This is a genomic window from Streptomyces sp. NPDC090032 (assembly GCF_044748025.1).
Classification (GTDB): Bacteria; Actinomycetota; Actinomycetes; order Streptomycetales; family Streptomycetaceae; genus Streptomyces.
The window spans coordinates 36378-48290 of sequence record NZ_JBIVFF010000005.1; the positions used below are offsets into that span (position 1 = coordinate 36378).

11 protein-coding genes and 1 tRNA gene are annotated in these 11913 nt (G+C 69.5%); 7 read left to right on the plus strand and 5 right to left on the minus strand.

Annotation, left to right across the window (positions count from 1 at the left end):
- Positions 1–102: 102 nt before the first annotated feature.
- Entirely contained in the window at positions 103–447 is a 345-nt protein-coding gene (locus tag ACIPWY_RS12915) for a WhiB family transcriptional regulator (RefSeq protein WP_206302096.1), read from the minus strand.
- Between the two features lie 428 nt (positions 448–875).
- On the opposite strand from ACIPWY_RS12915, the gene ACIPWY_RS12920 reads away from it, so the two are divergent.
- Positions 876–3113, plus strand: a complete 2238-nt coding sequence (locus ACIPWY_RS12920) for a transglycosylase domain-containing protein (protein ID WP_362901064.1) — start codon at positions 876–878, stop codon at positions 3111–3113.
- Positions 3114–3271: 158 nt separating this feature from the next.
- Here ACIPWY_RS12920 and ACIPWY_RS12925 read toward each other — a convergent pair whose 3' ends face one another.
- Positions 3272–3736: a GatB/YqeY domain-containing protein gene (locus tag ACIPWY_RS12925; RefSeq protein ID WP_389547327.1), complete on the minus strand. Its 465-nt coding sequence runs from the start codon at positions 3734–3736 to the stop codon at positions 3272–3274.
- Between the two features lie 76 nt (positions 3737–3812).
- Between ACIPWY_RS12925 and ACIPWY_RS12930 the strand changes: the two genes are divergently transcribed.
- Positions 3813–4751 (plus strand): metallophosphoesterase, encoded by a 939-nt coding sequence (locus ACIPWY_RS12930; protein WP_362901068.1) that lies wholly within the window; start codon positions 3813–3815, stop codon positions 4749–4751.
- Positions 4752–4842: 91 nt separating this feature from the next.
- Positions 4843–4916: transfer RNA gene (locus tag ACIPWY_RS12935), tRNA-Pro, on the plus strand.
- 211 nt (positions 4917–5127) lie between these two features.
- On the opposite strand, the gene ACIPWY_RS12940 is transcribed toward ACIPWY_RS12935, so the two are convergent.
- Complete coding sequence (locus ACIPWY_RS12940) at positions 5128–6105, minus strand: aldo/keto reductase (RefSeq protein WP_401533119.1); 978 nt, start codon at positions 6103–6105, stop codon at positions 5128–5130.
- 272 nt (positions 6106–6377) lie between these two features.
- Here ACIPWY_RS12940 and ACIPWY_RS12945 point away from each other — a divergent pair, with 272 nt between their 5' ends.
- Entirely contained in the window at positions 6378–7265 is an 888-nt protein-coding gene (locus ACIPWY_RS12945; protein ID WP_393699551.1) for a helix-turn-helix transcriptional regulator, read from the plus strand.
- 51 nt (positions 7266–7316) lie between these two features.
- On the opposite strand, the gene ACIPWY_RS12950 is transcribed toward ACIPWY_RS12945, so the two are convergent.
- On the minus strand, positions 7317–7736 hold the full coding sequence (locus ACIPWY_RS12950) for a cupin domain-containing protein (RefSeq protein WP_351986503.1): 420 nt from the start codon (positions 7734–7736) through the stop codon (positions 7317–7319).
- Between the two features lie 45 nt (positions 7737–7781).
- Positions 7782–8624: an SDR family oxidoreductase gene (locus ACIPWY_RS12955; RefSeq protein ID WP_362901091.1), complete on the minus strand. Its 843-nt coding sequence runs from the start codon at positions 8622–8624 to the stop codon at positions 7782–7784.
- Between the two features lie 171 nt (positions 8625–8795).
- Between ACIPWY_RS12955 and ACIPWY_RS12960 the strand changes: the two genes are divergently transcribed.
- From ACIPWY_RS12960 to ACIPWY_RS12970, 3 genes are all read left to right on the plus strand, one after another.
- Positions 8796–9680, plus strand: coding sequence for a helix-turn-helix transcriptional regulator (locus ACIPWY_RS12960; protein ID WP_362901093.1), 885 nt, complete (start codon positions 8796–8798; stop codon positions 9678–9680).
- A gap of 207 nt (positions 9681–9887) precedes the next feature.
- Positions 9888–10865, plus strand: a complete 978-nt coding sequence (locus ACIPWY_RS12965) for an ATP-binding cassette domain-containing protein (RefSeq protein ID WP_362901095.1) — start codon at positions 9888–9890, stop codon at positions 10863–10865.
- Positions 10866–11010: 145 nt separating this feature from the next.
- On the plus strand, positions 11011–11841 hold the full coding sequence (locus tag ACIPWY_RS12970; protein ID WP_362901097.1) for an ABC transporter permease: 831 nt from the start codon (positions 11011–11013) through the stop codon (positions 11839–11841).
- Positions 11842–11913: the final 72 nt, after the last annotated feature.

Below are 11913 nucleotides of genomic sequence, written 5' to 3' on the forward strand. Positions count from 1 at the left end.
CCACACCACACGGCTCGCACCCCTCGGACACCCTTGAATACCCTTCGGACGCCCTCGAACACCCCTCGGACGCCTTGAGGGAGCTCAACCAGCTCGGCTCCCTCACCCCACGGCGGCGTACCTCTCGTACGTCTCGTCGTCATCGATGTCCACGGGCAGCAGGCCCGCTCCGCGCTCGTACTCCGTACGAGCCGTCTCGAGCAGTCGGCGCCACGAGGTGACGGTGGGGCGCCTGCGCAGCAGCGCACGGCGTTCCCGCTCGGTCATGCCACCCCACACGCCGAACTCGACGCGGTTGTCCAGCGCGTCGGCCAGGCACTCGGTCCGCACCGGACATCCGGTGCACACCGCCTTCGCCCGGTTCTGCGCTGCTCCTTGAACGAACAGTTCATCTGGATCGGTAGTGCGGCAGGCCGCCTGCGCACTCCAGTCGGTTACCCAGCCCATACCGGCGCCGTCCTCTCCCGAATCGAGGCTCCCCCACGGCGGCAGCGGCATATTCACCGCCGCCAGTTGAGGACGTTACGGAAGGTGGGCACAGCGCAACACCCCCTTCGGGCCCAATCTTGAATGGCCCGAACGGACTATGCGTAAGCGGCAGATCACCCGACGGAGTGAGCCGAGGGCATGTGCGACCAACCCGGCAAACCGGGGCATTTCAGTTGAGTCACAGCGGACACCGGGTGACACTCAAGGCGGTTTCGGACACGCCCTCACCAACCACGGAACGACCGCGGCGGAGTGGTGAGATGACTACCGGAACGATTCGGGTTCGCCGGACGTCTTGATACGTGACCGCACTGCTGTGACAGTTGAGTGCAGCTTAGGCCAAGGCATATACGCCTGTCCGGAGAATCAGAACGTAGGCTGCCCTCATGGGAAAGAAGCGCTCGGGCGGTGGACTGTCACCGACTCAGCAGGCCGCCAAGTTCCTTGGTGTCAGTGTCCTCGCGGGAGCCGTCCTCGCCGGAATCGCGCTGCCCGCAGCGGGTGCGCTCGGCCTCGCGGCGAAGGGCTCGGTCGAGGGGTTCGACGAGATCCCGGCCAATCTCAAGCAGCCGCCACTCAGTCAGCGCACCACGATCCTGGACAACAAGGGCAGCACGATCGCGACGGTCTACTCGCGCGACCGCACCGTGGTGCCCCTCAAGAGCATCTCGCCGTACATGCAGAAGGCGCTCGTCGCGATCGAGGACTCGCGCTTCTACGAGCACGGCGCCATCGACATGAAGGGCATCCTGCGCGCGATCAACGAGAACGCGCAGAGCGGGGGCGTCGCGCAGGGCGCGTCCACCCTCACCCAGCAGTACGTGAAGAACGTCTTCATGGAGGAGGCCGGCGACGACCCGACGAAGCTCGCCCAGGCCACCCAGCAGACGATCGGCCGCAAGGTCCGCGAGCTGAAGTACGCGATCCAGCTCGAGGACAAGCTCGGCAAGAAGCGCATCCTCGCCAACTACCTGAACATCACGTACTTCGGTGAGCAGGCGTACGGCGTCGAGGCCGCATCGCAGCGGTACTTCTCCAAGTCGGCCAAGGACCTGACGCTGGAGGAGTCCGCGATGCTGGCCGGCATCGTCCAGTCCCCGAGCCGCTACGACCCCGTCAACGACGAGGCGGAGGCGACCAAGCGACGGAACGTCGTGCTCCAGCGGATGGCCGAGACGCACGACATCTCCCAGGCCGAGGCGGACCGCGCGAAGGAGAAGCCGCTCGGCCTGAAGGTCAGCAAGCCGCAGAACGGCTGCATCACGGCGGTCAAGGGCGCGGGCTTCTTCTGCGACTACGTGCGCGAGGTGTTCCTCACCGACCCCGTCTTCGGCAAGACGAAGGAAGCGCGGGCGAAGCTCTGGAACCGGGGCGGTCTCCAGGTGCAGACCACCCTCGATCCGCAGACGCAGGAATCGGTGCAGACGTCGATAAAGGATCACGTCTACCAGACGGACAAGGTCGCGTCGGCGGCCACGTTCGTCGAGCCGGGCACCGGCAAGATCCTCGGCATGGGGCAGTCGAAGCCGTACGGCTTCGGCAAGAACGAGACGCAGATCAACTACTCGGTCGACCGCAAGATGAGCGGGTCCAACTACGGCTTCCCGACGGGTTCGACGTTCAAGCCGTTCCTCGCCGCGGCCGCCCTGGAGCACGGCACCCCGGTGACGAAGTCGTACCCGGCGCCGTACCGGATGCCGTATCCGAAGTCGGTCCAGACGTGCAGCGGCAAGCCGTGGGTGAACAGCGGCGGCTTCACCGTGGAGAACGAGAACGAGTCCGAGGTCGGTCCGTACGCACTAGAGGAGGCGATGGCCAAGTCCATCAACACCTACTTCGTGCAGATGATCGGCGACACGGGCATGTGCCCGGTGATGGACATGGCCGACAAGCTGGGCGTCGTCCAGGGCAACGGCGACAAGCTCCCCCAGGTCCCGGCCATCGTCCTCGGCTCCAAGGGCATCTCGCCGCTGACCATGGCGAGCGCGTACGCCGCCTTCGCCAACCGCGGCACGTACTGCACCCCGATCGCCATCGAGTCGATCACGGCCCCCGGCGGCAAGTCGCTGCCGGTGCCGAAGTCGTCGTGCTCGCGCGCGATGACCACGAAGACCGCCGACAGCATCAACACCCTGCTGAGCGGCGTGATCGACTCCGGTACGGGCCAGGAGGCCGGTCTGACCGACCGGGCGAACGCGGGCAAGACGGGTACCACCGACAGCCGTAAGAACGCCTGGTTCGTGGGGTACACGCCGAACCTGTCGGGCGCGGTCTGGGTCGGCAGCGCCGGGCAGGACGTCCCGATGACGAACATCGTCATCGGCGGCGTGTACCAGGCGAAGGTCTTCGGCGGCCAGGTCCCCGGGCCGATCTGGAAGGACGCCATGGTCGGCGCCCTCTCGGGCAAGCCGTCCCCCGACTTCAACCTGATCGACATCCCCGACCCCGAGACAGACCATGACCGGGACCATGGCAGGGACCACGGCAGGGACCGTGACAGGGGCGAGGACCCGGGCCAGGGCGGCTCGAAGCCGAGCAGCGGCGGAACCGGCAACACCCCGTGGCCTGGCCTCCCGACGGGCCTGCTGGGTGGCGGGAACGGACACGGGGGCGGGCGCCGCTGAGGCGGCCACCGCTCGGACCGGACGGTGACGGTACGCCGATGGGGCACCCCCTTTACTCGGGGGCGCCCCATCGGCGTATGTGTGGTGATGAGGGGTGAGGGCGAGACGCGTGGCTCAGCCCGACTCTCCCACCGGGCCGGCTGAGCCGGCCGGCCCGCTCAGCCGGCGAGCAGCTGCTTCACGACGGCGGCCACGCGCCCGCCCTCGGCGAGCCCCGCGACCTTCGGGTTCACGATCTTCATGACCTGGCCCATGGCACGCGGCCCCTCGGCGCCGGCCGCCTTCGCCTCCTCGACCGCCTGGGAGACGATCTGGTGCAGCTCGTCGTCGGAGAGCTGCTTCGGCAGGTACTCGGCGAGCACCACACCCTCCGCCTTCTCCCGCTCGGCCTGCTCGGCGCGGCCGCCCTGCGCGAACGCCTCGGCCGCCTCGCGGCGCTTCTTCGCCTCGCGGGTGATCACCTTCTGCACCTCGTCGTCGGACAGCTCGCGTGCCGTCTTGCCCGCGACCTCCTCCTTCGTGATGGCGGAGAGGGTGAGCCGGAGCGTCGAGGAGCGCAGCTCGTCACGCCCCCGGATCGCGGCGGTGAGGTCTTCCTGCAGCTTCGACTTGAGCGTGGTCATGCAGCGATTGTCGCAGGTATGCAATGCCCTACGCCCCTTGATTTCCGGGACCTGCCGGGTCTGACACGATGGGCGTATGCGCGCGCGATACGGGATTCCCCTGAAAGTGACAGCAGGCATCACGGCGGCGGGCGCCGCCGGACTGATCTACGCGGCGGGGTTCGAAACCCGCTCGTTCCGCCTCCGACGGGTCACGGTCCCCGTTCTGCCCGCGGGGATGCGCCCACTGCGCGTCCTCCAGGTGTCCGACATCCACATGGTCGGCGGCCAGCGCAAGAAGCAGCGCTGGCTGCGCTCCCTGGCCGGACTGCGCCCCGACTTCGTGATCAACACGGGCGACAACCTGTCCGACCCGGAGGGCGTGCCGGAGGTCCTGGACGCGCTGGGCCCCCTGATGGAGTTCCCGGGGGCGTACGTCTTCGGCTCGAACGACTACTACGGCCCCAAGCTCCGCAACCCCGCCCGCTACCTCGTCGAGAAGGCCCGCGGCGCCCACGGCCTCAACGGCAACGCCCCCGCGGTCGGCGCAATCCACAACCCGTGGGAGGACCTTCGGGACGGCTTCGACGGGGCGGGCTGGCTGAACCTGACGAACGCGCGGGGCGCCCTCAAGATCGAAGGCATGGAGATCGGGTTCACGGGCCTGGACGACCCGCACATCAAGCGCGACCGGTACGCGCGCGTGGCGGGCGGCCCGGAGGCGGGCGCCGACTTCTCGATGGGCATCGTGCACGCCCCGTACCTGCGGACCCTGGACGCGTTCACGGCGGACGGCTACCCGCTGGTGCTGGCCGGCCACACCCACGGCGGCCAGCTGTGCATCCCCTTCTACGGGGCGCTGGTCACCAACTGCGACCTGGACACGGACCGCGTGAAGGGCCTGTCGTCCCACGAGGCCGAAGGACGCCGCTCCTACCTGCACGTCTCGGCCGGCTGCGGCGCGAACCGCTACACCCCGGTCCGCTTCGCCTGCCCCCCGGAGGCGACCCTCCTGACGCTGACCCCCGGCTCCTGAGAAAACCGGATTTCGTCTCCGGCCGCCGGTCCGCTAAAGTAATCGATGTCGCCACGACCTGCAGAACTGCGGGCCGGTGGAGCAACGACATCGGGGTGTAGCGCAGCTTGGCAGCGCGCTTCGTTCGGGACGAAGAGGTCGTGGGTTCAAATCCCGCCACCCCGACAGCTGAAATAACAGATCAGGCCCGGTTTCCTTCCGAGGAAACCGGGCCTGATCTGTTGTCTGGGGACCTCTCGGGAGTGAGCGGGGAGTGGATCATGGAAATCCCGCTCCGTGGGGGTGCTTAGCCGAGTACGAGCCCCCGGACCATCCGACCCGCCGGTTGCTTATCAAGGGGTACTACTCCAAAGGGAGAGCGCTGGGGGGCGGGAGGTCAGCGTTCGAGCATCCGTGCCTGGGCCTCGGTGTGGGTGGCACCGGCGGCGGGAGGCAGGCTGCTGAGCTGGTCGAGCTGTTCGGCGGTCAGCGTGACGGCGTCGGCGGCGGTGTTCTCCTCGACGCGGCTGACCCGCTTGGTGCCGGGGATCGGGGCGATGTCGTCGCCCTGGGCGAGCAGCCAGGCCAGGGCCACCTGTGCGGGAGTGGCGCCGACCTGGGCGGCCAGGGCCTTGACCTCGTCGGCGAGTGCGAGGTTGCGCTGGAAGTTCTCGCCCGTGAAGCGCGGGTTGTCGCGCCGGGCGTCGCTCTCGTCGAACTGGTCGATGGAGCGGACGGTGCCCGTCAGGAAGCCGCGTCCCAGTGGGGAGAACGGCACCAGGCCTATGTTCAGCTCCCGCAGGACGGGCAGGACGCGGTCCTCGATGCCCCGGGTGAACAGGGAGTACTCCGACTGCACTGCGGTGACGGGCTGGACGGCGTGGGCGCGGCGGATCGTGTCCGGTCCTGCCTCCGAGAGTCCGAAGGCGCGCACCTTGCCCTCGGCGATCAGCTCGGCGACGGCTCCCGCGGTCTCCTCGATGGGGGTGTTCGGGTCCACCCGGTGCTGGTAGTACAGGTCGATGTGGTCGGTGCCCAGTCGCTTCAGGGAGCCCTCGACGGCCGTGCGGATGTTGGCCGGGCTGGAGTCCAGGTTCCAGGCGCCGTCACCGCCGTGGGAGATCAGGCCGAACTTCGTGGCCAGCACCACCTGGTCCCGGCGGCCCTTCAGCGCCGTTCCGAGCAGCTTCTCGTTGGTGTAGGGGCCGTAGATCTCGGCGGTGTCGATGAGCGTGACGCCCAGCTCCAGCGCACGGTGCACGGTCCTGATCGACTCCGCGTCGTCGCTGCCGGCGCCGGTGTAGCCATGGGACATGCCCATCGTACCCAGCCCGATCCGGGAAACCTCCAGGTCACGCAGCTTGATGTAGTGCATCTCGACCTCTTCACATCGTGGGGTCGCCCGACACCCTCAGCGTCGTGCGGGCCGCAGGTCGTGCCTGCGGCCCGCCGGCGTTATGGCGGTGGCCACAGGCGTCATGTGGTGTCTCGGCGTCATGTGGTGTCTCGGCGTCTTGCGGTGTCTCGGCGTCTTGCTCATTCAGCTTCACCCGGATTGCGCGGGTGTGGCAGGGCGAGTTCTTCGGGGGCAATGACAGGGCCCCCTCGCACCTGCCGACCAGATCGTGTGCAGGCGAGACCGGAGCCATGGCAACGGAGAGCGCGCACAGTGAAGGCGCCGAGCTGGGCCGCTACCTGCGCGCCCGCCGCACCCAGACCAGCCCCGAACAGGCCGGTCTCACCGTCGGCACCGGCATCCACCGCACCCCCGGCCTGCGCCGTGAGGAGCTGGCCACCCTCGCCGGCATCAGCATCGACTACTACGTACGGCTCGAACGCGGCAAGGAGACCCGCCCCAGCCCCGCCGTCCTCGACTCGCTCGCCCGCGCCCTGCAGATGGACGACCAGGAACACCAGCACCTGCGCGAGCTCGCCGCCCGCGCCGCCCGATACGCCCCCGAACCGCCGCCCGCGCCCAGCCGAACGGTGCGCCCCCACATCAAACTGCTGCTCGAGTCCCTGCGTCCGAATCCGGCGTACGTGATCAGCCGCAGCATGGACATGCTGGCCTGGAACCCCGGCGGCCTGGCCCTGTACGCGGGCCTGGACGGCTGGCCGGCCAAGCACCGCAACCTCGCGCGCTACCTGTTCCTGCATCCCGCGGCCCGCGACCTCTTCACCGACTGGGACCGGCAGATCACCGCCTGCGTCGCCCGCCTGCGCGCCATCGCCGGCACCGCCCCCGACGCACCCGACCTCACCCACCTCGTCGGCGAACTCCTCCTGAAGAGCCCCGACTTCGCGGGCCTGTGGGAACGCTACGAGGTGACCGGACGCAAGCCCGCGCAGAAGACCTTCCACCACCCGCAGGTCGGCACGCTCACCCTCACGTCCCAGTCCCTGCACGTGGAAGGCACGCCCGGTCAGCGCATCGGCGTCTACACCGCCGAACCCGGCAGCCCCGACCACGACGCGCTGCTCCTCCTCGACATGACCGCACCCCGGCCGGCGCCCACTTCCGCGCCGACCAGGTGAGGGCAGGAGTCACCAGGTGAGAGTCAGTGGTCACCAGGTGAGGGCCGGTGGTCAGTGGCTGCGGGTGCGGCCGGCGTTGTACTGCTCGTCGGTGACGTGCTCCAGCCAGGTGGTCTCGGGCCGGTCGTCGTCGGGGGCGGTGCCCTCCCACAGGGCGAGGTGCTGCATGAAGCGGTCCTCGGTGGCGCCGTGCCAGTGCTCCTCGCCGGGCGGGCAGGTGACCGTCTCGCCGGGCCGGGCCTCGTACACGGTGCCGTCGCGGGTGCCGATCAGGGCGGTACCGGCGATGACGTGGAGCGTCTGACCGACGGCGTGGAGGTGCCAGGCGGTGCGGGCGCCGGGGGCGAAGCGCACCATGTTGGCGCGGATACGGGAGGGTTCCTGGCCTGCGTGAATGACGTCGAACCAGACGTCTCCGTAGAACCAGTCCTGGGGTCCCTTGCCGGTGGCCTGGGGCTTGACGAATTCCATGCGGGCTCCTGCGAACGTAGGGGGGTGGGGGTGTGCTTCGGGGTCTCAGGCCGCGTCTTCGTGGGACAGGCCGGTGCCCAGGGCACGTGAGGCCCGGGCCTGGTCGGTGATCTCCTTGCCCTTGGCCTCGATGGCGGGCACGGCGTCGTCACCGGCGACGAACCGCAGCGGCGGCTCGTCCAGGTCGATGACCTTGAGCAGGGCGTCGGCGAGTTTGGCGGGGTCGCCGGCCTGCTGGCCGTTCATCGACTGCCACATCTTCTTGGTCTCGGCGGTGCGCTCCGCGTAGTCGTCGAGGGACAGCTCCGCCCAGGTGGTGGAGGAGTCCACGAGCAGCTCGGTGCGGAAGAAGCCGGGCTCGACGATCGTGGTGCGGATGCCGTACGGCTCGACGTCGTGGCGCAGGGATTCCATCCAGCCCTCGACGCCGAACTTGGCGGCGGCGTAGGCGACGCAGAATTCCTGGCCGATCACACCGGCCAGCGAGGAGATCGTGACGACATGGCCCGCGCGCTGGGCGCGCATGACGGGCAGGACGGCGCGGGTGACGTTCATCGGCCCGAACAGGTTCGTCTCCATCTGCGCGCGCATCTGGGCGTCGGAGATCTCTTCGAAGTACCCGGCCTGGAAGGCGGCCGCGTTGTTGATCAGTACGTCGATCCGGCCGAACCGGTCGGTGGTCGCCTGAACCGCGGCGGCGGCTGCGTCCGGGCTGGTGATGTCCAGCGAGAGGGCCAGCAGGTTGTCCCGCTCGCCGCCGAGGGCGTCGAGGACCTTCTGCGGGTTACGGGCGGTGGCCACGACCTGGTGACCGGCGGCCAGGGCCTGGCGGGCGAGGTCGGTGCCCAGGCCGCGCCCGGCGCCGGTGATGAGGAAAACCTTGCTCATGAGGGGTGCTGCTTCCGTGTGTGCGGATGGGTGGGGGAGGTGTTCGGACGGCGTTGCGCAGCCGCTGCTGATATCGATGAAACCGCAGCTCAAAGCGGCCGGGGAGGGCCTGGGCCGCCAGGTACTGACAGGGCCCCCCACCCGTGCGCCGTCCGGCTTAGCCTGGAATGCGTGAGTACCGAGAGCGACATCCGCGCCTTCCTGGCCTCCCGCCGCGCCAAGATCACACCGCAGCAGGCCGGGCTGCCCGCGTACGGCGGCAACCGGCGCGTGCCGGGCCTGCGCCGCGAGGAAGTCGCCCTGCTCGCCGGTGTCAGCATCGACTACTACGTCCGTCTGGAGCGCGGCCACCTCGCCGGCGCCTCGGAGGAGGTCCTGGACTCCGTCGCGAACGCGCTGCAGCTCGACGACGCCGAACGCGCCCACCTCTACGACCTGGCCCGCGCCGCGGCCAAACGTCCCGCCCGCCGCGCCAAGCGCGCCCGCGGCCCCCTGCCGGACAGCGTGCTGCGCGTCCTGGACTCCATGACCGACGTACCGGCCTTCATCCGCAACGGCCGTCTCGACGTCCTCGCCGTGAACCGCCTCGGCCGCGCCCTGTACGCGCCACTGTTCACGGACGACGCCCCGCGCCCGGTCAATCTGGCCCGCTTCCAGTTCCTGAACCCGGCCGGCCCCGACTTCTACCCCGACTGGGATCAGTCCGTGAACACGACTGTCTCCCTGTTGCGCACCGAGGCCGGCCGGGCTCCCGGAGACAGCGACCTGACCGGCCTGATCGGCGAACTCGTCACCCTCAGCGACGAGTTCCGCACCGCCTGGGCCAAACACAACGTGCGTCTGCACCACACCGGCCGCAAATCCTTCCGCCACCCCGCCGTCGGCGAGATCACCCTCGACTTCGACGCCATGGAGCTGCCCGCCCAGCCCGGCCTCACCCTGACCGCCTACAGCGCCGCGCCCCACACCCCGGCACACGACGCACTCCGGATCCTCGCCACCTGGGCAGCCACCGAGGACGCATCCGCACCCACGGACCACACCCAGAGCCGCTGAACGCGCCTGAGCAGCCTGGGTGGCACCGCCTTCCCCTCCTCCCCACACGCGCTGTTCCCGGCCCCTGAGCAGGGCATGGCCCGTGCCCTGATACCGCCTGACAGCCGTCGGCGGCCGCTGTCAGCGCGCTGGCCGTGGGCTGTCAGCGAGGTGCGGAATCGTCCTGGTCATCGAGAACGACGAAGACCTGACGAGGAGTTGTTGAACATGGCGTACGCGATCCGGGCCGAGGGACTGGTCAAGAAGTACGGCGATTTCACCGCACTGGACGGCGTCGACCTGGAGGTGCCGGCCGGCAAGGTCGTCGGCGTCCTGGGGCCCAACGGCGCCGGGAAGACCACCACCGTGCGCATCCTGGCCACGCTGCTGCGGCCCGACGCCGGGCACGCCACCATCGGTGGGTACGACATCGCCGAGGACCCGGTCAGGGTGCGGCAACTGATCGGGCTGACCGGGCAGTTCGCCTCGGTGGACGAGACGCTGTCCGGCACCGAGAACCTGGTGCTCATCGCGCGGCTGCTCGGCCTGTCCCGGCGCGACGCGAAGGGGCGGGCCGCCGAGCTCCTGGAGAACTTCTCCCTCGCCGAGGCGGCCCGCAAGCCGATCTCCACCTTCTCCGGCGGTATGCGACGGCGTCTGGACCTGGCCGCCTCCCTGGTCGGCCGGCCCCAGGTGCTCTTCCTGGACGAGCCCACCACCGGCCTGGACCCGCACGCCCGGCAGGAAGTCTGGGATGTCGTACGGCAGTTGGTCGCGGACGGCTCCACGGTGCTGCTGACCACGCAGTACCTCGAAGAGGCCGACCAGCTCGCCGACTCCATCACCGTCTTCGACAAGGGCCGCAAGGTCGCCGAGGGCCGGCCCGGTGAGCTCAAGCGCCGCGTCGGCGGGCAGATCCTCCAGGTCCGGCCCACCGTGGCCGCCGATGTGCCGCAGGTGGCCGGGATGCTCGCCGAGCTGACCGGGCACGCCCCCGCCCAGGACTCCGGGGTGCTCACCGTGCCCGCTGACGACCCGCTGGTCGTCGCCGCGGTCGCCCGGCGCCTGGACGGCGCCGGCATCACCGCCGACGAGCTCGGCCTGCGGCTGCCCAGCCTGGACGAGGTCTTCCTCGCCCTGACCGGAAACGCGCCCGCCGCCGGTGACGACCAGCCCGTCACCGACGACCAGCCGCTCGCCGTCTGAGACCTCGGCCGTCCAGGGGCCGTCCAGGACCTCGGCCGTCTGAGACCTCGGCCCCCGAGCCACCACCCCGTTCCACCCGTCCTGCCGTCCTGCCGTCCTGCCCATTCCGTACGTTCCGCGCAGACTTTCCCGAGAGGACCCCGCCATGAGTACCCAGACCCTCAGCGCCCAGCCCCTCAGCGCCCCCGCCGAGCTCTCCGGCCGTATCGGTCTCGCGCAGACCGCCCGGCACAGCTTCGCCCTCGCGGGCCGCGGCGTCGCCAAGTTCATGAAGTCGCCGATGCAGCTGGTCGATGTGGTCCTCACCCCGATCATCAGCCTGCTGATGTTCATCTATCTGTTCGGGGACGCCATGTCCGGTGGCGACACCGACGGCTATCTGCGGCTCGTCACCCCCGGCGTCATGGTCATGGCCGTCTTCCAGGCCAGCATCGGCATCGGCGCCTCGCTCAGCGCGGACGCCAGTACCGGGATCTTCGACCGGTTCCGCAGCATGCCGATCGCGCGCTCCAGCCCCCTGATCGGTGCCGTCCTCGCCGACATCGTCCGCTACGTCATCTGCCTGGCGACCCTGGTCGTCCTCGCCCTGGTCATGGGCTACCGCATCGAGACCGGCCCGCTCGCCACACTCGGCGCGCTCGCCCTGCTCATCGGCTTCGCCCTCAGCTTCTCCTGGATCTCGGTGTACCTCGGCATGCTGATCAAGAACCCCGCCTCCGTGCAGGGCCTGATGACGATCCTGATCCTGCCGCTCACCTTCGCCAGCAACGTCTTCATCCCCCGGGACGGCATGGCCGGCTGGCTCCAGGCCTGGTCCGACGTCAACCCCGTCTCCCTGGTGGCCGAATCGGTCCGTGGTCTGCTCAACGGCGGCCCGGTCGCCGACTCGCTGACCGGCACCTTCGCCTGGATGGTCGGCGTGATCGTGGTCTTCTTCCCACTGGCCATGCGCGCCTACCGCAAGAACGCCGGCTGATCCATGGGGTGAGAAGCCGAGGAAAGGAAGCGACAAATCGAGCCGGGCGGGTCCGCACCCATGGTGCGGACC

Excerpts from the sequence above, each read along its gene's own strand:
- ACIPWY_RS12925 (WP_389547327.1), bottom strand. The coding sequence starts at position 3,736 with ATGACCACGCTCAAGTCGAAGCTGCAGGAAGACCTCACCGCCGCGATC.
- ACIPWY_RS12945 (WP_393699551.1), top strand. The coding sequence starts at position 6,378 with ATGGCAACGGAGAGCGCGCACAGTGAAGGCGCCGAGCTGGGCCGCTAC.
- ACIPWY_RS12965 (WP_362901095.1), top strand. The coding sequence starts at position 9,888 with ATGGCGTACGCGATCCGGGCCGAGGGACTGGTCAAGAAGTACGGCGAT.
- ACIPWY_RS12970 (WP_362901097.1), top strand. The coding sequence starts at position 11,011 with ATGAGTACCCAGACCCTCAGCGCCCAGCCCCTCAGCGCCCCCGCCGAG.
- ACIPWY_RS12950 (WP_351986503.1), bottom strand. The coding sequence starts at position 7,736 with ATGGAATTCGTCAAGCCCCAGGCCACCGGCAAGGGACCCCAGGACTGG.
- ACIPWY_RS12930 (WP_362901068.1), top strand. The coding sequence starts at position 3,813 with ATGCGCGCGCGATACGGGATTCCCCTGAAAGTGACAGCAGGCATCACG.
- ACIPWY_RS12920 (WP_362901064.1), top strand. The coding sequence starts at position 876 with ATGGGAAAGAAGCGCTCGGGCGGTGGACTGTCACCGACTCAGCAGGCC.
- ACIPWY_RS12940 (WP_401533119.1), bottom strand. The coding sequence starts at position 6,105 with ATGCACTACATCAAGCTGCGTGACCTGGAGGTTTCCCGGATCGGGCTG.
- ACIPWY_RS12955 (WP_362901091.1), bottom strand. The coding sequence starts at position 8,624 with ATGAGCAAGGTTTTCCTCATCACCGGCGCCGGGCGCGGCCTGGGCACC.
- ACIPWY_RS12915 (WP_206302096.1), bottom strand. The coding sequence starts at position 447 with ATGGGCTGGGTAACCGACTGGAGTGCGCAGGCGGCCTGCCGCACTACC.